Here is a 19504-nt window from a genome sequence, read left to right on the forward strand (position 1 = left end):
TCCGCCTCCCCGAAGAATGATGCCTGGGTATAAAGTTTAGCCGCTTAATCCCTTGGCAAAGAATTGGCGAAAGTGGCATCATTGACCGACTTTTTTTTGACAGGCTTCTGGCAGACGATGCATCCATCATCCTGCGAAATTCCGGCCACATTGTCGTCAGCGCCCCTGATCTCGGCGCTGGCACAGCTGAGTGCGCCGGACACAGACGCCGATGCCGCCTTCTCCGCCCTGCATCAGTGGCTGGATGACCACCTGCATGCCCCCCACTTCCTGGTGCTCGAAGAGCACTCCCTGCGCTACCGTGGCAGTCCCCTGAGTGAAACTCAGCTGCTGTCGGATCAGGGACTGATCGAGCATCTGTTCAAAGGCAACAGTACCCTGGTCCTGAACCAGGCAGAGCTGGTGGCCCGCCAACTCAACAAGCAGGTTCAACTGCTTCCCCCAAAGCCCTATGCCTGGATGGGGTGTCCCTGGCGGGATCAGGATGGCCGTCGAGGCGCCCTGATCGTCTTCACCACGGACAAGCACAGATACGACGAGGACGCCAAGCAGCTACTGCAACAGGTGACGGATCTGATCCGTCAGGCACTGCAGGGACGTCAGGCCAAGGATCAATTGAAAGCGCTGGCCCAGAAGCAGGAACGAGTGGAGCATCAACTGCAGCAGCAGGAGAAGCTGCTGTCGGTGCAGCACAGAGTCACCCAGCTCAGCCGTCAGCTGCTGCCTCTCAATGAGCTTTGCAGCCAGTTCCATCAGTTGATGGGGCAACTGCTCCCCTGCGAGAACTTCTACGTTGCCCTGCTCAAACGGGAGGCCGATGCGCTCGAATTCCCCTACATGGTGGACCAGTTCCAGAAGGACCAGACCAAGACCCGCCCTCTGGCGCATGGCCTGACCGAATATCTGATGGGAAAAGGGACCCCCCTGCTGCTCAATGCAGCCCAGAGGCGCTACCTGGCGGAAACCGGCGCCGCCGAAGAGCAGGGCCAGGTAGCTCGCTCCTGGATGGGCGCTCCCCTGGTGATCGACGACGAGGTGATCGGTGCCGTTGTGGTGCAGGATTACCAACAGGAAGATCTCTATGGGGAGGAGGAGATGCAGATGCTCTCCTACCTGGCGGCCCACATTGCCAACATCATCATCATTCAGCAGGCGCACCGCAGCCTGTCTGAAACCCAGCAGGCTTTGGAAGGCGCCGTGGATGAGCGGACCCGTGCCCTGCAGCACGAGATCGCCGAGCGCCGCCGTATCGAGAGTCAGCTGCGTCATGACAACCTCCATGATCATCTGACCGGCCTGCCCAACCGCGCCCTGTTGCTGGAGCGTCTGGATCAGCTGTTCGCCCAGCGCAAACGCAACCCCAACTTCAACTACGCCCTCATCTATCTGGATCTGGACAGATTCAAGATGGTCAACGACAGCCTGGGTCACCTCACCGGAGACAGCCTGCTGATGCAGGTGTCCGCCCGACTCAAGCGTTGCCTGCGAGGCAGCGACACCGTGGCCCGGCTCGGCGGCGATGAATTTGCCGTGTTGCTGGACAGCCTCCATGAGGCCCAGGATGCGATGATCACCGCCAAGCGGATCCACAAGATGCTGTCCCAGCCTTTCCTCATCAACAATGAGGAGATCTACAGCGGCGGCAGTATCGGCATCGCCTACTGCGATGACGCCTACAGCAGCCCCCAGGAGATCCTGCGGGATGCCGACGTGGCCATGTATCAGTCCAAGGCCAAAGGGGGCCGTCAGCCGGTGGTGTTTACCGCCACCATGCGCGAAGCGGCGCAGAAACGGCTCCGCCTGGAGACCGAACTGGCCCGCGCCATTGAGCAGGACCAGTTCGAGATCCACTATCAGCCGGTGTGGCGCCTGGACAATGAGCACCTGGTGGGGTTCGAAGCCCTGGTGCGCTGGCAACACCCCAGACGCGGCCTGCTGCTGCCGGGCAAATTTATCGAGGTGATGGAGGAGACCCGACAGATCCTGGAGCTGGACCGCCTGGTGCTTCAAAAGGCCTGCCATCAATTTGCCCAGTGGCATGACAAGTACCCGCGGATGGCCCGCCTGAGCGTCAGTGTCAACCTGAGCTCCGAGTGGTTCTCCCGCCAGAACAGCCTGGACGTGATCAACTCCATCCTGAGGGAATCCGGCCTCACTCCTGAAGCTCTGAGACTGGAGATCACCGAGCGGTCATTGCTTGGCCAGCACGAGCAGGCCTCGGTGGTGCTGAAGCAGATCCGCCGCCTGGGAGTCCGCCTGGCCATGGACGACTTCGGCACCGGCTACTCCTCCCTGAACTACCTGCACCGACTGCCCCTGGACATCGTCAAAATCGATCGCAGCTTCACCTCTCAGGTGCACACGGAACAACGGGCAAGAGACGTGGTTCTTGCCATAGTGCATCTCGCTAACGCTCTGAATATGAAAGTGAATGCTGAAGGAATCGACGACATACGTCAGATCGAAGTACTCAGAGGGATGGGCTGCCACTTCGGTCAGGGTTTTCAGCTGGGCCGCCCGATACCGGCAGAAGATGTACCCAATTACATTGCCGGAAAAAACACCAAGCACTGACGGCTGCGACTTACAATGGGGTGTCTTTTCTCAAGGAGTGAGAGATGCGTTCGCAAAGTTTGTTGTCTTTGATCTGGCTGCTTCCGCTGCTGGCACTTGTCCTGTTGTGGGAGCCGGCGCCGGGAAAAAGCTCAGAACCGGTCTCTTCCCACCCCACCGCCGATGTTCAGGCGGAGCCGGAACTTCCCGGTGGTCCCCTGAACCACTCACTGGCCCTTCGGGCTGCCGATCCCTCAGAGCTGATGCATCAGTATCACAAGATGGGGCCCATGTTCATCGTCGATGGCTGGGTCTACCTGGCAGACGACCGCAACCCCAAACAGATTCGATTTCGCCGCCTGCACCCGGAATTCCCGGTAAACCGGGACGACCCGGTTCATCTGGCCCAGTGGCGCCACTTCTACCATGCCAGTGAATGGGGAGAGTGGGGTCAGCCGCGTTGGCTCGGTGACTCCGTGCCCTCGCCATTGGAACAGGCATTCGTCCACCATCCCATCTGCCGACAATACCGCTGCATGGTGGAGCTGAACATCAGCTCGGCCGGCGCCAAAGCCTGGCAGCAGCAACTGAGACGCCACCTGAGCAGCGGCGTCAGCGCGGAGATGAGAGGCGGGGCCAACCATCCCCTGCTGGTACTGACTCTCAACTCCAGGCACTAAAAAAGCCGGCACAAGGCCGGCTCATCCATTCAACATCCGAGGCATCAGCAGACGTTCAGCACCTTGATCGCCAGGCCACCCTGAGAGGTTTCCCGGTACTTGGGGTGCATATCCTTGCCGGTCTCGTACATGGTGGCGATCACCTTATCCAGAGACACACAGGGATCAGAATTACGCCTCAATGCCATACGCGTCGCATTCACCGCCTTCACCGCAGCGATGGCGTTGCGCTCGATGCAGGGCACCTGCACCTGACCTGCCACGGGATCACAGGTCAGGCCCAGGTTATGCTCCATGGCGATCTCCGCCGCCACACACACCTGAGAAGGACTGGCTCCCATCAGCTCCGCCAGACCGGCGGCGGCCATGGAGCAGGCGACGCCCACCTCACCCTGACAGCCGACTTCAGCCCCCGAGATGGAGGCGTTCATCTGGTACAGGGTGCCAATGGCACCGGCCGCAAGGTAGAACTTGGTGTACTGGGGCGCTTCCACCTTTTCGATAAAGCGATCGTAATAGGCCAGTACCGCCGGGATGATCCCCGCAGCGCCGTTGGTGGGCGCCGTCACCACCCGACCACCGGCGGCATTCTCCTCAGAGGCCGCCAGGGCAAACATGTTGACCCAGTCGATGATGCTCATGGGATCCGTGGTATTGCGCTCATTGGCGATCAACTGGCGATGCAGCGCCGCCGCACGACGAGGCACCTTGAGCGGGCCCGCCAACAGGCCTTCGGTCTTGCAGCCCCGATCGATCGCCTCTCGCATCACGTTCCACACCTGACCAAAACCCGCACCGATGGCGGCTTCATCGTGGTAAGCCTTCTCATTCTCCATCATCAGGGCGGAGATGCTCATGCCGGTGCTGCGGCACTGGGCCAGCAACTCATCGGCATCGGCAAAGGAGAAGGGCACCGGCTTGAGATTGGCACTGGGGCGACCAAAGTTCTCTTCATCGACGATGAAACCTCCACCAGTGGAGTAATAGGTCTTAGAGAGCAGCAACTGGTCGCCGGCAAAGGCGTGCAAGCTCATGCCGTTCTCATGGAGCTCCAGGGCATGCGGATGGAAGGTCACCGCATCCCGGGGAAAGGCCACAGGGTGCTGCCCTCTGCCCAGAGGCAGGGTTTCACTGCGCTCCACCTCGGCAATGAAGGCCGGAATGGCATCGATCTCCACGGTTTCCGGACTGTTGCCCGCCAACCCCATGATGATGGCGATGTCCGTATGGTGCCCCTTACCGGTTAACGACAAGGAGCCATAGATATCCACAGCGACCCGCGTCACCGTCTGCAGTTGCTGCGCACCGGCAAGCTCATCAGCAAACTGCATGGCTGCCTTCATGGGTCCCACGGTATGGGAGCTGGAGGGGCCGACGCCGATTTTAAAGATATCGAACACACTGAACATGGGGAGAACCTCGATGTTGAAAAAAAGCCGGAGTCCGACGACTCCGGCTTCAGAGTCTTAAATGCGGGTTTAGAACAGGCCTTTGACGATGGCACTGATGGCAATGATGCCCATCACCGTGATGAACACGTTGGACAGCTTGCCGCTGTAGCGCTTCATGGCCGGCACCTTGTTGATGGCGTACATCGGCATCAGGAACAGGATGGCCGCAATGAAGGGGGCGCCCAGAGACTCAATCATCCCCAGTACGGAGGGGTTGATGATGGCCACACCCCAGACGCTGAAGAAGAAGAAGGCCACCAGGGCACGGTCGAAGCCCTTGTCGCCCATGGCAGTCACCATCTTGGGCGCACTCTTCTTGGCGATGCCCGCCAGCCCCTCTTTGGCACCCAGGTAGTGACCGAAGAAGGAGGAGAAGATAGCCAGGAAAGCGACCAGAGGACCCACTACGGAGATGACCGGAGAGTCATACTGGTTCGCCAGGTAGCTCAGTACCGGCAGGTTCTGTGCCTTGGCTTCAGCCAGTTGGGCGGGGGACAGCGCCAACACGCAACTGAACACAAAGAACATCACAAAACCCAGCAGCATCATGGAGGCACGCTTGAGGATGAGATCGGACTTGGCTACCGCATCATCGCCATGGGCTTCACGCTGCGCCAGAGCCATGGAGGAGATCGCCGGGCTGTGGTTGAAAGAGAAGATCAGCATGGGGATGGTCAGGTACACCACCATCATCAGGTCGCCAACGGCGGGAATATTGTCAACGCTCATGGCCGCCATGGACCAGTCGGGAATCAGGTATACGGACATCGCCAGCAGGATGAACACCAGGGGATACACCAACAGTTCGGTGGCACGCAGCATCAGGCGGCGTCCCAGGATCATGACACCCATCATCATCGCCACCAGCACACCGGAGAGGATCCAGCGAGGCGGGGAGATCATGCCCAATTGGTTGACGATGAAACTGTCGACTGTGGTGGTAATGGCGTTGCCATAGATCAGAACAATGGGATAGATGGCGAAGAAATAGAGGATGGTGATCAGCAGGCCAGCCCCTTTGCCAAAATGCTCCTCAACCACGTCGGTGATGTCGGCATCATTACGCTGGGAGGAGAGGACAAACCGGGCCAGTGCACGGTGAGACAGATAGGTCATGGGCCCCACCAGCAGGGCGATCAGAATCAGGGGCCAAAACCCTTCCAGACCTGCGCGAATCGGCAGGAAAAGAACACCGGCGCCAACGGCGGTGCCGAACATGGAGAGGGACCAGGTCAGATCCTGCTTGGTATAGGTCACTGCCTTGCCGGCGGTGCCGGTGGCAGTTGCAGCGGTTGAAGCCTGCATAATTATTCACCTTAAAGAGTTCGAGTTAGCGAGGGCAAATATAGAGATTTATTTCAGTTTTGATGGGATCAAGATCCCAAATCAGATTTCGCTGCGTGAGCTGACTCACAACATCGATCTATTGCATCCTGGCATGAGCAGCCTTAATGCGAAGGTGAAAAATCTGTAAAATAACGCTCAATATCGATCATTGCTGGGTGGCGAGCGTAAACACCCCGCCCAAACCCAGTAAAAAAGGCGAAAAAAAACGGGTCTTGTTGACCCGCTTTCAAAATCTTATTCGTAGTTTAATTACACCAAAGCACGCCGCATTAACTGGTCAGCAACGTTTTTGTCGCAATGACAAACAGCAGGATGGCGAAGCTTTTCTGCATAACTCTGGGGTCCAGCTTGTGAGCAAGGTGAGCCCCAAAGCGGGAAAAGATGGAGCTGGTGAGGATGATCCCCACGAAGGCCGGCAGATATACGTAGCCCAGACTCATCTCCGGCAGACTCGGTTGATTCCAGCCACTGATGGCATAACTCAGGGCCCCGGTTAGGGCGATGGGAAAACCCAGAGCGGAGGAGATCCCCACCGCATTGCGCATCTCCAGCCCAAAACGGGACAGCAGAGGCACACTGATGGTACCGCCGCCGATGCCGAAGATGGCAGAGAAGAAGCCGATACCCGCACCGGACAGACTCAGTCCAACCGGGCCGGGGAGGGGCTGCTGACCTTTTGGCTTGAGGCCAAACCACATCTTCAGCGCCACCGCCAGGATAAAGGCGGTGAAACAGTAAGAGAGTATGGTGGCATCCAGCAGATGGGCCACATACCCCCCCAGATACGCCGCCAGGACAATGCCGGGCACCATGGTGAACACCACCCTCCAATCCACTCCGCCGCGTCGATGGTGGGCCATCATGGAGTTGATGGACGTCACTATGATGGTGGCCAGCGAGGTCCCCAGGGCCATGTGGATGGCGATGGCATTATCGAAGTTGAGCACCTTGAAGGTGGTCAGCAACACCGGCACGATCACCAAGCCGCCGCCGATGCCAAACAGACCGGAGAGTACGCCAGCAAAGGCGCCGAGTAGCAGATACAACAGGTAGATCATAATTAGTTGAAGTTGCTGATTAGATTGAGGACCATTGTGTCATATTCCCCTACACAACCACACCGATTGATGACAAAAACAACAGAAAAAACTTTGCTGGTGGCCTCCCGGAATCCGGTCAAGGTCAATGCTGCCCAACGCGCCCTTGAGCGCGCCTTCCCCCATGTCCAATGGCAGGTCAAGGGAACCAGCGTCCCCTCGGGGGTGGACGAACAGCCCATGGGCGACACCGAGACCCGGGTCGGCACCATCAACCGGCTGGAGGCGATCCTCAAGGAGCAGGCCGACTTCTACGTGGCTTTCGAGGGAGGCTATGATCGCATCCATGGCCAGGGCTTTACCTTTGCCTACATAGCCGCCAGCGATGGCTCACAGACTCAGATCGGCCGCAGCGGCCTGCTGCCACTGCCCGAGCTGGTCAGCCGCCGGCTGGAGAATGGCGAGGAGTTGGGCCCGCTGATGGACGAGCTGTTCAACGACCACAACATCCGCCAGAAAGGCGGCGCCATGGGTATCCTCACCAACAACCTGGTGGACAGGACCAGTATCTACTCCGATACCCTGTGCATGCTGCTGGCCCCCTTCCTGCATCCGGAGCTTTATGCTCGGCAGCAGTGAATCTGCTAGACCAGATTCAGCACCCACCCCATCAGGGTGAAACCGGTGAGCAGCAGGACAAACAGCAGGGCCAGCAAGCGCCACAGCATCACCTGTTTGAGCATCACGAATTCGGGGAAACTGGCGGCGACGGTGCTCATGCAGAACGCCAGGGTGGTGCCCAGGGGCACCCCTTGCAGCAGTAGACTCTCCATCACCGGAATCACTCCGGTGGCGTTGGCGTACAGAGGAATCCCCAGCACGACAGCGCTGGGCACAGACCACCACTGGCCGTCTCCCAGATGCGCCTGCAACCAGCCCGCCGGGACAAAGCCATGGAGGGCCGCGCCGAGGCCCACGCCGATGATCACCCACTTCCACACCCGGCCGAAGATCTCCAGGGTCTCCTCACGGGCAAACTGATGGCGCTGCTTCAGGGTCAGTGACGGCCCACCTTCATCCTCCTCCTGCGGCTGTGCCTGCTGCCCCATGGCGTGGGCCCGGGCGGCCAGAGGCTGAAGCCAGCGCTCCGCGCCTATGGTGTCGAGAAATGCCCCACCGGCCATGCCGATGACCATCCCCACCATCACATAGATCAGGGTCAGCTCCCAGCCCAGCAGGCTGAGCAGCAACAGCAGGGCCACCTCGTTGATCAGCGGCGAGGTGATCAGAAAAGCCATGGTGATCCCCACGGGTATGCCTGCGGAGGTAAAACCGAGAAAAACCGGAATGCTCGAGCAGGAGCAGAAGGGGGTGATGGCACCAAACCCCGAGCCCAGCAGGTACCCGGCTCCACGGCTCTTACCACTCAGGTAGTGACGCACCCGCTCCACGTCCAGAGAGGCTCGCACCAGGGCGATGGCATAGATCATCACCACCAGCAACACCAGAATCTTACTGGTGTCCTCCACAAAAAAGTGCAGCGCCTGGGCCAGCCTGTTTTGCGGATCCCACCCCAGCCATTGATAGACCACCAGGCTGGCAAGATCACCGAACAACTCAAACATGGGGTCAGCCTCAGTCCTGGTTTAACAGGGCATCCAGCTCGGCCTGCCCTGGCAGTGATCCGGCATGCTTCACTTCACCGTCGATGACAATGGCCGGAGTGCGCATCACCCCATAATCCAGGATCTTCTCCATGTCGGTGACGTGCGCCAGTTCAAAGGCCAATCCCAGCTCCTGAGCCCGATTTTTCACCTGCTCTGCCAGTGTGTTGCACTTCTTGCAGCCGCTTCCAAGAATCTCAATCTTCATCATTGCCTCTTCTAGGTTTTGAAATAATATGGATATCCATATATTGAGGTGATACTGCGTCAGGCGCCTCGCTGGCGCAAGCAGAAACAAAATTTGCAGGCGACTAAATGTCTGGGAGTTGATCCGGATCAGTTCCCGGCGGCCAGAAAAAAAGAGGCGCCCCAGGCGCCTCTTCCTCTGATCCCATAGGGGGCTACTTCTGATACTGAAGACGAATGTCCGACAGGGTCTCCGCTGCGATCGCTTCTTCGGTGAACAGCAATGGCCTCAGGGCGGTATTGTCCGAGTAATACTGGGTCTGATCCGCCCAATGGGGGGACTGGGCATTGTAGGCCTCAGAATAGGTCAGCAGTCCGCGCCCCTCGGGCCCCTGATCGCCAAAGCCCACCACCATCATCCAGCTGGAGCCGTAGTCGATGTGGTAACCCTCGGTGGTCAGTTCGGAGCGGGTGGCCTGACCGGTGACCGCATCCACTGCCGGGGTGTAGGCATGCTGGGGCAGCATGGTGTCGTCACCCGGGCTGTTGGTGTAGGCAAAGACGTTAAAACCGCCCTCAAAGTTGTTGGCACCGGACCAGGGGAAACGCACACCCGAAGGTTGACCATTGGGCAGCGATTTTTCCACAAACTGCATCTGCCCCAGGGGCGCTTCCAGGTCGAAGCCGTTCTGGGTCAGGGTGGCACTGGCTGCGGCCAGGGCCACCAGCGCGGAGCCATCGGCCGCCAGGGTGTTGGGGGTATTGATGGGGTCGGTGTAGACGAAAGGTACGTCCAGGTGGGTATCGCTGTCGAAACGATAGCCAAACTCGCGCAACAGGGCACCGGCGACACTGTCCTGGTTCTGTGCTCCGTTCCACTTGGCCAGGGCCGCACAGGCCGGCGACACATCGACACTCAGGCTGTCGCTGATCACCACAGGGGTCGTCCCCTGGGCTTCACACTGCTGCAGCAACTGGGGCAACACCAGCTCCGCCAGGTAGGCCCTGTTAGACAGCAGCGCCGCTTCCACCTCGGTGGCATTGAACTTGCCATCCTCGCCACGGGCGCCACTCATCAGGGTGAGCGCCATCCGGGTGCGCAGCGACTGCTCGACCCGACGCTTGCCATAGAGAGGCGACACATTTTCGATGGGCTCGGCCGGATTGGTGATCCAGTAGGAGTTGTTGGAGTTCTGCACAAAATCCTGGCGGGTCAGCTTGGGCGCGCGTTCATAGGGCACCGCGCCGTCATAGGCGAAACGCGCCTCATTGCCAGGCATGATGGTGAAACCGGCCTGCTCACGGGCGGCACGCAGCTCGGGGCTCAGCCTCAGAGCACTTTCCGCCTCGCTGCTGATGTTGGGCACGGTGGAGTCGTCGATGTAGAACGCATTGCCCTGATCATCGGCGTACATGGTGTTGTTGAAGATTACCCCGTCAAAGCTCTTAAACGCCTGCTGGAACTCCTCCAGATTGCTGGCAAAGTTCATCGCTGACCAGTGTTCCAGCACATCCACATTGTTGATGTTGGCGTCCTGAACAAAAAACGCCTGGGTATCATCCCAGGGGAAAGGTGCCAGGGCCGGTGGCGCTTCCACCATGGGCCCCTTGGCGGTGAGGTACACCTCCTTCTCCAGAGGGATGGTCACCCCGCCGCCAATGTTCACCTCAATCGTGAGGGTCTTGGGGGTGATGGCCATCTCTTCACCCTCAAACAGATAGGTGAGGCGGTCCCCCTCCTTCAGGCTGAGGTTGTACATGATGAAGTGTTCGGCAGTGGAGAAGGTGTGGGTCCAGGCCAGATTCTGGTTGAAGCCGATGTTCACCGCCCCGGGCATCCCCACCAGGGAGCCCCCAATCACATTGAGGTGGCCGGGAATGGTCAGGTGCGACTGCCAGAAACGCAACTGGCCGGTGTGCGGGAAGTGGGGGTTACCCAGGACGATCCCTTTGCCATTCTCTGTCACTTCGCTGCCCAGGCCCCAGCCATTGGACCCCATCTCCCTGGGGTTCACCTCTGGGGTGGTCAGTGTTGCCGATCGCGCCATCGCCTTGGTTCGGATGTCCGCCAGCATCATCTGTCCCTGCCTGGGGACAAAAGCGGTGGCGGCTGGCCTTGGCAGGTACTCCTCTCCGTCGCCGGGATTGGCGAAGAAGATCAGATCCATAAAGTTGGCCGCGCCGGGCAGCAGCGCAATGGAGAACAGGTAGGACAGCATATCCACATCGGTGATGGGCTTGACCCAGGGCTGACCGGCGCAAGGCAGGTTAGGAGTGGTCACCGCGCCGGACGCCAGATCCGCCAGATAGAGGTTATAACCGGCGGCGAAACCGGAGAGCATGGCACGGGAGCGATCCGGCAGAGTGCCAATAAGCTCGGCGGCGGACTGGCGGACCCCCAGAGCCTTGTAGCCGAAGTCGCTCACCAGGTTCTGGTTGTCCTCTTCCTTGGGCAGGCCAGTGGCAAAGTCGATGCTCTTATGCGGCCCAAAGTACTTGGCGCGCTCACTGTTGGCCTTAATGAAACCATCGGCCAGCAGACAAAGATGATCCTGTGCCTGAGCATAGCCGGAACCAAAAGCCACACTCTCGATGCTGTCTGCCTCGATGTGGGGCACGCCGAAGGTGGTGCGGCGAATACGCACATCCAGCAGGCCATCTTCGGCAAATACCTGCACCTCGGGGGCGGGTTCAGGGGGCGGTGTAACGGAGTCGCGATTGTCGTCATTGCTGCAGCCTGACAGCATCAGTCCGGTCGCCGTGGCTACGGCGATCCACAGAGGTGATTTTATCATTATCATCTTCCTTGTTGGGTGCTCACCTCCCCAGTGAGCCAGCCTCCATTTAAACAGCTCAGACCAGATAGATCCACAGAGTTTTAACTCCATTAACAGTAAATTAACCAGCCACATCGGAGGCCTGGATCCCTGATTCGGGCAAAGCTGGTATCCTTCCTGTGATCACTTGCAACCGGGGCGGGGATTGGTCATTCTCTGCCACCGCATTACCTTTATGGAACCTCGATGAGCGCACCACTGCACCACTTGCGAAGCCAGTTTCCTGCCCTGAACCAGCCGGACCTGGTTTACCTGGACAACGCCGCCACCACTCAGAAGCCTGAGCAGGTGCTGACGGCGATGAACCGTTTCTACCGGGAGCAGAACGCCAACGTGCACCGCGGCGCCCATCGTCTTTCCGACCTGGCCACCCGCGCCTTCGAAGGCGCCAGAGACCGGGTGCAGTCCTTCATCAATGCCCCGGCACGGGAGGAGGTGATCTTCACCCGGGGCACCACCGAATCGATGAACCTGCTGGCCCAGAGTCTGGGCAGCCACCTGCTGCAACCCGGTGACGAGATCCTCATCGACACCTGGGCTCACCACGCCTGCATCGTCCCCTGGCAACAGATGGCGATGCGCACCGGCGCCAGACTGATTCCCATCCCCCTGACTCAGGATGGCGACCTGGATCTGGATGCCTACCACGCACTTCTGGGGCCGCAAACCCGGGTGGTCAGTCTGACCCAGGTCTCCAATGCCCTGGGCAAGGTGGCGCCCCTAGACGTGATGCTGCCTGCCGCCAAGGCTGTCGGCGCCATCACCATAGTGGATGGCGCCCAGGCGGTGGCTCACCTGCAGGTCGATGTGCAGGCACTGGGCTGCGATTTCTACGCCTTCTCCGGCCACAAATGCTATGGCCCTACTGGCATAGGCGTACTGTGGGGGCGTCAATCACTGCTGGAGCAGATGCCCCCCTATCAATATGGCGGCGAGATGATTCATCAGGTCAGCTTTGAGGGCAGTCAATTCAACCGTCTGCCCTACAAATTTGAGGCGGGTACGCCAGCCATCGCCGAGGCCATTGGTCTGGGAGAAGCCCTGAGCTTCATTGGTGAGCTGGACAGGCAAGCGTTGCAGGCCCACGAAAATGCACTGATGGAGAGAGCAAAGGCGGGCATTGCCGCCCTTCCCGGCGTGGAAGCGATAGCGGGCACAGGCCGCAACCTCGGTGCCCTCTCCTTTAAAGTGGAGGGAGAGCACCATCAGGACATCGGCATTCTGTTGGACCAGGCGGGCATCGCAGTGCGCTGCGGCCATCACTGCTGCCAGCCACTGATGCAGGCACTGGGACTCAAGGGCAGTTGCCGGGTCTCGTTCGCCGCCTATAACAACCTCGACGAGGTGGACGCCTTCCTGGCCGCACTCAAAGAGATCACGGAGTTTCTCGATGATTAAACCCGGCATTCAAGAGTTTCTGGACTCCCCTCTGGGCAGGGACCTGACCCGTGAACAGTTACATCGGGAGTTGATGGCCCAGTCCCACTGGCAGGGGCGATATCGGATTATCATGAAACTGGGCAGCCGCATGCCGGCTCTGGCCGCGCAATGGCAGAGAGAGGAGGCAGAAGTGGCCGGCTGCGAAAGCAAGGCCTGGCTCTACCATCACCGAGATGACGCAGGTTGCCACCACTTCCTTGCCGGCAGTGAGTCCCGCATTATCAAAGGGCTGCTGGTGCTGATATTGAGCGCGTGCAATCACGGTGATGACCATGCCCTTCGCGGACTGGATCTTGAGAGCTGGTTCGGTGAGTTGGGCTTGTCGGCTCACCTGAGCCCTTCCCGGGCCAATGGCCTGGCGGCTCTGGTGGAAGCGATTCGGGGCCAGGCGACGCAGCAGACCTCCTAGCGGCGTTGGCCGAACTGCGCCTCCAGGGTCAGCATCAGCTCCAGGTTAGTGTCGAAGCCGTACTTTCTCGGCCAGGTGACCTGGGGTTCGACTTCATAGAAGAGCCAGCTTCGAAGAAAGCTCTGGCGGAAGGTCAGCCCCAGACGGCGAATTTCACTCTGAGTCTGGGCATCGTCGGTGGCCCCTGAAACCGCGGCAAACACCGACATGGCGGTACGTTCATTGAGCCACTCTACCCTGCTGAGCTTACTGCTCCACTCCAGCCCGTCGCTCTCCTCTCCATAGAACAGCCGGTTCCTCCACAACAAGGCGTGTCCGTCATAGTGCCGTTCCAGATTCAATCCGGTGGTTTCACTCCAGCCCTCACCGGATTGCAGCCTCAACTCCTGAGTGGCCTTGACCAGGGTACGCTCATCCAGGTTGTCGTAGTAGCGGGCCCGTCCCCGGACGAAGGGCTGAACGCCCGAATCCACACTGGCGCCGAGATCCACCGACAGGTCCCATCGCTTGCGGTCCAGGGGGATCCAGCGAAGGGCAGCGCGGGTCGCCCCCTCCCCCGAGCTGGCAAAGGGATCGCCCAGCTCCTCATCCTCTTCGTCAGACTCCAACAACAATTTGAGCCGACGCTCGGTCTGGGGAAGGTAATAGGCGGCGGACAGTCGCAGGCCCAGTTGATCACTCTCCCGCTCGATAAACTCCTGCTGGACTCTCAGCCTGAAGTGACTGGACGCCTGATCGGCATCATCAGTGGGGCCAAAGAAGTGATCAAACCAAAGGGCGGAGCGACGGGCGGAGCCAGACAGCAGCTCGTGGGCTTTGTCATACCAGGGGTGTTCCTGAGTCAGCGACTCGGGTTGCGCGTCCACCGAAGCGCAGAGACTCATAAGCAGGCACATCAGCCCAAACTGTCTGGACAACACGTCAATGCCCTCCCATGGCCTTGAGCTAAGACATTGAAATATTATGCCTCTTTATCGGCTTGTGCCGCCAGCTTTACCAGCACCCGGCTGGCCGCCACAAAGCCAAAGGTGCCGGTTACCGGGGTCACGGCACCAAAACCACTGGCACAATCCATCGCCTTCGGACCCTGCGCAGCAGCCTTAGCCAGGCAGATCTGGCCGTCGCTCCCAGGGTACTTGAGCTGCTCATCGGAGAACACACACTCCACCTGGAAACGACGCTTGGGGTTCTTGCTGAAGTTGTACTCCCGGCGCAGCAGGTTGCGCACCTTGGCCGCCAGCGGGTCCTGATAGGTCTTGGCCAGATCCGCCACCTGCACCCGGGTAGGATCCAGCTGGCCGCCGGCACCGCCCACGGTCACGATGCGGATCTTGCGCCGTTTGCAATGGGCGATCAGGGCCGCCTTGGCCTTAACGCTGTCGATGCAGTCCACCAGATAGTCCAGCTGGTCATCGATAAGCTCAAACAGGTTATCACCGTCGACAAACTCCTCCACCTCATCCACCTGGCAATCGGGGTTGATGGCTCGGATTCGCTCCGCCATCACCGCCACCTTGGAATGACCCACGGTCTCCTTCAGGGCATGGCACTGTCGGTTGGTGTTGGTAATACAGATGTCATCGAGGTCGATCAGCGTAATTCGGGCGATGCCGCTGCGGGCCAGAGCCTCAGCCACCCAGGTGCCCACCCCTCCAATACCAACCACGGCCACATGTGCCCGGGCGAACCGCTCCAGTGCCGCTGGACCATAGAGACGGCCGATGCCGCCAAAGCGTTGTAGATAGTCGTCGTTCATTTGCTGCATTCCTGACAAAGCCGGGCGCAGTATAACAGGGGCGAGGGTCATTCGGGGAACGCGGCAAGCTGCGCTGAGGGTGAACAGTCAACGTTAACTATTTAAAACTGATGAATCAATGAATTAAATGTCCGTTTATTGACCTTACTCAACAGTTAAAACTTTTCACATCAAAATTGTGCACAAGCTCAAAAAAACGCATTGCTAACGGTTGCATGTCACAGGCTTCCTGCCAGAATCGAGTTCGCAAAATGACTAAAAAGCCTGATTAAATCTTGATACATAGGGAAAAATGTTGCCTGTGTGTTAACCAAAAATCAGGCATTCATTGATCGTCAGGAGTAAATTGATCATGTTAAAACGGACACCCGCCCTCTCTGCTGCTGCCCTGCTGGTTGCTGCCTCTTTCGGCGCCCAAGCAGAAATGCCCACCTTCTACGGTGACCTGAACATCTCTTTGACCGATTCCGACACCGGTTACACCGTTCAAGGTACCAGCGGTGATACCGGCACGGTTCTGGAAAACAACTCTTCCAACATCGGTATGAAAGGCGCCCACGACATCAACGGTGCTCTGAAACTGGTGTACAAGGTAGAGGTTGGTGTTAACGGCACCGACAACGACGCCGATACCTTCTCCTCCCGTAACACCTACATCGGTCTGGCCGGTGGTTTCGGTGAAGTGGTATTCGGTCGTAACGACACCGCATTCAAAGGCTCCGAAGGTGGCGTTGATGCCTTCGGTAACCTGAACGCCGACATCGTCATGATCCTGCCTGGTCAGGATCGTGTAGCTGATGGCATCACCTATGTTCTGCCTAAGGTAGACATGCTGACCGGTAAGTTCACCTACATCCTGGAAGACGACAACGACGGCGCCACCAGCGATGACGGCGACAACTACGCCCTGTTCCTGGGCTACGGTGACAAAGGCCTGAAGAAAGCCAACTTCTACGTTGGCGGTGGCTATGTTGACGGCATCAAGGGCCTGACTGCCTGGCGTCTGACCGGTCAGGTGAAAGTTGCTGACCTGGCTCTGGGTGCCATCTACCAGTCCTCCGAGAAGACCGCCAACTCCTCCGTTGAGTCCGACGGCTACATCGTGTCTGCCAAGTACCCTCTGGGCAACTTCATGCTGAAGGCTCAGTACGGCTACGAAGATGGCGCCATGGGTACTTTCGGTAAGAAAGCCCAAGGTGACACCGCCGGCACCGTTGAAGACGTAACCAACTACACCATCGGTGGCGACTACACCCTGAGCAAGTCCGCTTACCTGTACGGCCACTACGCCAAGTACGAAGCCTCCATCAAGGACGCTGCCGACATCGAAGATGATGTAGTAACCGTAGGTCTGCGCTACCGCTTCTAATCTTTGGCCCAGCCAAAGAGCGAAACGGTCGCTACAATCAGCCATGTCTGATTGAGTCACCTGCCAGAGGCCACCGCAAGGTGGCCTTTCTTTTGGCCACCTTCCCTGTTCTGCAGTGTCCCCATTACTGCTGATAGCTCCTGCCCCGACGCAACAACACATCCCTGGTTAACCAATGCTCCTTACTCCGGCCATGAACGGAGGATTTGCATCATTGCGGATCTGCCGATGACATCGGACCCGCCGCTGTCCTCGGCGCCAGGCACAAAAAAGCCGGCGTTTCCGCCGGCTAAGGGTTGGGTCTAACTCTCTGCCAAGATGGACCCGTTGCGGGGTCAGGATCCCCGCCTCTCTGCTACCTGGTTACAGAGCGTAACGGATGGAGAACTGACCGTACATGGAGTCCTTGTCTTCGTGATCGATGGAGTAGTTACCTACTTCCAGACCCATGGACAGCTCCTTGGTAAAGTTCTTAAAGATGTTCACGCCCCACTGGCTGGTTTCGTTACCGGAAACGTCGCCTTCGATGTGGCCATAGATCAAAGTAGAACGAACGGTTTCGTTCCAGAAGTGGCGGTAGGCGATGTTGTACGCGGTGGTATCTTCTACCTCCTCGCCAACCAGGTCCTTAACGGCAGCGGTACCAACATAGCGGCCCAGCTCACCTTTGTGGATCTGGAAGCGCAGGTCATCTTTACCGAAGGTGTTGATGCGACCGGCTACAGAGAAGCCCATTGCGTTCTCAGTTTCGCCACCGGTGGTGTTCAGCTGACGAGCCAGACCGGCAACGGACACGTTACCCCAGTCACCCTTGAAGGTGTACTTGGCGATCACGTCAGGCAACTTGTCGTTAGCAGTGTCGCCGCCAAAGCTTTCAGGGTTCTCAATAGCCAGCTCCAGACCACCGTTGGTGTAGCGGACCTGACCTTGACGGATAAAGGAGATGCCCATCATGGTGCTACCGAAGTCAGCGGTCTCACCGATGGCACTGGTGTTCATAAAGGTCGTCCAGGTCTGACCGGCGGTGATGTTCTTGTACTTCACAAACGCGTGGCGCAGACGTGGGTTCAGGGAGTTGGAGATAATCTGGTTACCGCCACCACCGAAGAAGTCCATCTCGATGAAACCAACCAGGTCACCGTGGATGTATTTGGTGTTAAAACGGGTTTCGTTGGCGAAGATGCGGAACTGAGATGCGCTCTCCTCCAGGGGGGTGCCTGCACCGGTCCACTGGTCTTTATAGGCTACGTCACCGTCTACGTAACGGACATCAGCTTTGATGTAGCCGCCGAAGATCAGCTTGTCATTATCGTTCAGTTGGATTTCGTATGCAGCTAACGCCGGGGTTGCCATGGCAGCCATGGAGGTTACTAAGGCAATCTTTTTAATTTTAGAAACGAACATCTCAGTTTCATCCTATTTTATAGGTTATGAATCAACATCACTCTCTTATTTGAAATGTTGTGTCGTGGACTGAGATCATTTGTCGCCAACGCATAAGATGGAAAAACTAACCTGACACAACCACAGATAAGCGCCAATCAACAAACACCAGTCCAAACATTTCGCCCCACGAAGTTAACAAAACGGCAATCTGAATTTCCTTACCCAAGCACAACCAGTGCGATCCATGTCGCATAATGGCGATTATTGTCGAACAAAACCTACATCGGACCAGAAGTGGGAATGATCCTGATCACATCACGGAGCCACTTTTCGATCCAGATAACGAATCTGGATATTTTTCAGGCTGGCTCAGCCTTTAAGTCCATTTTGCAATTACGGCGTGATCCAGAGTGAATTAAGAGATGAAGCCCCTTACTAATTAATCAACACTAAACTAACCAGACAGCATCAGTGATGCCAGAACAAAGCAATACAATGACTTACTTGGCCATACCTTAAATCACAGTCAAAGATAAAGTTAATTAACTATTGCCTTTTAATTATGGAATCATTGAAGAGAAACCTATTCAAAAATAGGTAGAGATCCAGTTCACAAAATCTATTTGCGGAGAAAGTAAACCGGGGGCTTTTGTAATTTTATTAGAAAATTTACCCGAAAAAAGAGGCGGAGATCCGACTGCAGACGCAATGCGCGCTGCTTTATTGAATGATATTTACTTTATTCGTAATTTTTGGACTCTGCACTCAGGTGGGGTGGCGCACAATATTTGTGCAGACCTCAATCCCACTTGGTATCTCGTTCTGCCTGACCAGCATGTGAAATAGTCATATGCAACTCTTTATTTCCCAGGGAAATGATCGAAAGCCAAGCCATCCAGAACTGAAGAGGGCAAGACACGGGCAGCGATGGCTGCCCATGACAAACCTCGGGTGAAGCGCACCTAGGCAAGAATCATGCAGTGACGAAGGCCGCAAACGCTCCCTCTACTGATTCTTCTCGCAAGGGAAATACAGGCTCTCCTGCTTCGCCGCAAACTCCTGGGCTTTGGTTTCGCAGTACCCAGCTTCGTTTTGAGCTCGCCACAACACCTTACTGTCGCTGCCCTTCACGTAATGCACCTCGCAGGGCAGTGGCGCTCCCTGAGGATAGATCACCTGGATCCGACGCTCCATCGCTCCATTGCGGCAGATATACTCATCACCCTGCTCCACCCCGGCCAAAGCGGGTTCGGAAGCGAGGGCGGTCACCAGGACGAATAGTGCACTCATTGGATGATCCTTTCTGAAGGTAAGGGAATGGCCCGCTTTGTCGAGCCGTCTGAAGTTGCCTGAATTTTAGCACAGCAACTGTAGGTTAATGCCCAAAAA

Annotated in this window: 16 protein-coding genes; 6 read left to right on the top strand and 10 right to left on the bottom strand. The window is 57.8% G+C overall.

The window, feature by feature from the left end; all coding sequences use genetic code 11:
* Positions 1-117: 117 nt before the first annotated feature.
* Positions 118-2574: an EAL domain-containing protein gene (locus G505_RS0113580; protein WP_084643993.1), complete on the top strand. Its 2457-nt coding sequence runs from the start codon at positions 118-120 to the stop codon at positions 2572-2574.
* A gap of 44 nt (positions 2575-2618) precedes the next feature.
* Entirely contained in the window at positions 2619-3233 is a 615-nt protein-coding gene (locus G505_RS0113585; RefSeq protein WP_028110055.1) for a hypothetical protein, read from the top strand.
* Positions 3234-3277: 44 nt separating this feature from the next.
* On the opposite strand, the gene G505_RS0113590 is transcribed toward G505_RS0113585, so the two are convergent.
* From G505_RS0113590 to G505_RS0113600, 3 genes are all read right to left on the bottom strand, one after another.
* Positions 3278-4642: an L-serine ammonia-lyase gene (locus G505_RS0113590; protein ID WP_028110056.1), complete on the bottom strand. Its 1365-nt coding sequence runs from the start codon at positions 4640-4642 to the stop codon at positions 3278-3280.
* Between the two features lie 69 nt (positions 4643-4711).
* A complete protein-coding gene (locus G505_RS0113595) occupies positions 4712-5989 on the bottom strand; it encodes an aromatic amino acid transport family protein (RefSeq protein WP_028110057.1) in 1278 nt (425 codons plus the stop codon).
* Positions 5990-6300: 311 nt separating this feature from the next.
* Entirely contained in the window at positions 6301-7089 is a 789-nt protein-coding gene (locus G505_RS0113600; RefSeq protein ID WP_028110058.1) for a sulfite exporter TauE/SafE family protein, read from the bottom strand.
* Positions 7090-7188: 99 nt separating this feature from the next.
* On the opposite strand from G505_RS0113600, the gene yjjX reads away from it, so the two are divergent.
* Positions 7189-7707 (top strand): inosine/xanthosine triphosphatase, encoded by a 519-nt coding sequence (gene yjjX / locus G505_RS0113605; protein WP_245568380.1) that lies wholly within the window; start codon positions 7189-7191, stop codon positions 7705-7707.
* Between the two features lie 5 nt (positions 7708-7712).
* Here yjjX and G505_RS0113610 read toward each other — a convergent pair whose 3' ends face one another.
* From G505_RS0113610 to G505_RS0113620, 3 genes are all read right to left on the bottom strand, one after another.
* Positions 7713-8693, bottom strand: coding sequence for a permease (locus tag G505_RS0113610; protein WP_028110060.1), 981 nt, complete (start codon positions 8691-8693; stop codon positions 7713-7715).
* Between the two features lie 10 nt (positions 8694-8703).
* Positions 8704-8940 (bottom strand): thioredoxin family protein, encoded by a 237-nt coding sequence (locus G505_RS0113615; RefSeq protein WP_084643996.1) that lies wholly within the window; start codon positions 8938-8940, stop codon positions 8704-8706.
* Positions 8941-9133: 193 nt separating this feature from the next.
* The gene (locus G505_RS0113620; RefSeq protein ID WP_028110062.1) at positions 9134-11713 is read right to left on the bottom strand and encodes an acylase; all 2580 of its coding nucleotides are present in this window, start codon (positions 11711-11713) and stop codon (positions 9134-9136) included.
* A 228-nt stretch (positions 11714-11941) separates the two neighbouring features.
* Here G505_RS0113620 and G505_RS0113625 point away from each other — a divergent pair, with 228 nt between their 5' ends.
* Both G505_RS0113625 and G505_RS0113630 read left to right on the top strand, forming a co-directional pair.
* Positions 11942-13153: an aminotransferase class V-fold PLP-dependent enzyme gene (locus tag G505_RS0113625; RefSeq protein WP_028110063.1), complete on the top strand. Its 1212-nt coding sequence runs from the start codon at positions 11942-11944 to the stop codon at positions 13151-13153.
* Positions 13146-13604: a SufE family protein gene (locus G505_RS0113630; protein WP_051216215.1), complete on the top strand. Its 459-nt coding sequence runs from the start codon at positions 13146-13148 to the stop codon at positions 13602-13604. The genes G505_RS0113625 and G505_RS0113630 overlap by 8 nt, the downstream gene beginning before the upstream one ends.
* On the opposite strand, the gene G505_RS0113635 is transcribed toward G505_RS0113630, so the two are convergent.
* Positions 13601-14488, bottom strand: coding sequence for a hypothetical protein (locus tag G505_RS0113635; protein ID WP_157509212.1), 888 nt, complete (start codon positions 14486-14488; stop codon positions 13601-13603). The genes G505_RS0113630 and G505_RS0113635 overlap by 4 nt on opposite strands.
* Before the next feature lie 77 nt (positions 14489-14565).
* Positions 14566-15360 (bottom strand): tRNA cyclic N6-threonylcarbamoyladenosine(37) synthase TcdA, encoded by a 795-nt coding sequence (gene tcdA, locus G505_RS0113640; protein ID WP_028110066.1) that lies wholly within the window; start codon positions 15358-15360, stop codon positions 14566-14568.
* Between the two features lie 352 nt (positions 15361-15712).
* Between tcdA and G505_RS0113645 the strand changes: the two genes are divergently transcribed.
* The gene (locus G505_RS0113645; protein ID WP_028110067.1) at positions 15713-16729 is read left to right on the top strand and encodes a porin; all 1017 of its coding nucleotides are present in this window, start codon (positions 15713-15715) and stop codon (positions 16727-16729) included.
* 363 nt (positions 16730-17092) lie between these two features.
* On the opposite strand, the gene G505_RS0113650 is transcribed toward G505_RS0113645, so the two are convergent.
* A complete protein-coding gene (locus G505_RS0113650) occupies positions 17093-18133 on the bottom strand; it encodes a DcaP family trimeric outer membrane transporter (RefSeq protein ID WP_028110068.1) in 1041 nt (346 codons plus the stop codon).
* A 987-nt stretch (positions 18134-19120) separates the two neighbouring features.
* Positions 19121-19405: a hypothetical protein gene (locus G505_RS0113655; RefSeq protein WP_028110069.1), complete on the bottom strand. Its 285-nt coding sequence runs from the start codon at positions 19403-19405 to the stop codon at positions 19121-19123.
* Positions 19406-19504: the final 99 nt, after the last annotated feature.

The organism is Ferrimonas futtsuensis DSM 18154 (genome assembly GCF_000422645.1).
GTDB classification, from domain to species: domain Bacteria; phylum Pseudomonadota; class Gammaproteobacteria; order Enterobacterales; family Shewanellaceae; genus Ferrimonas; species Ferrimonas futtsuensis.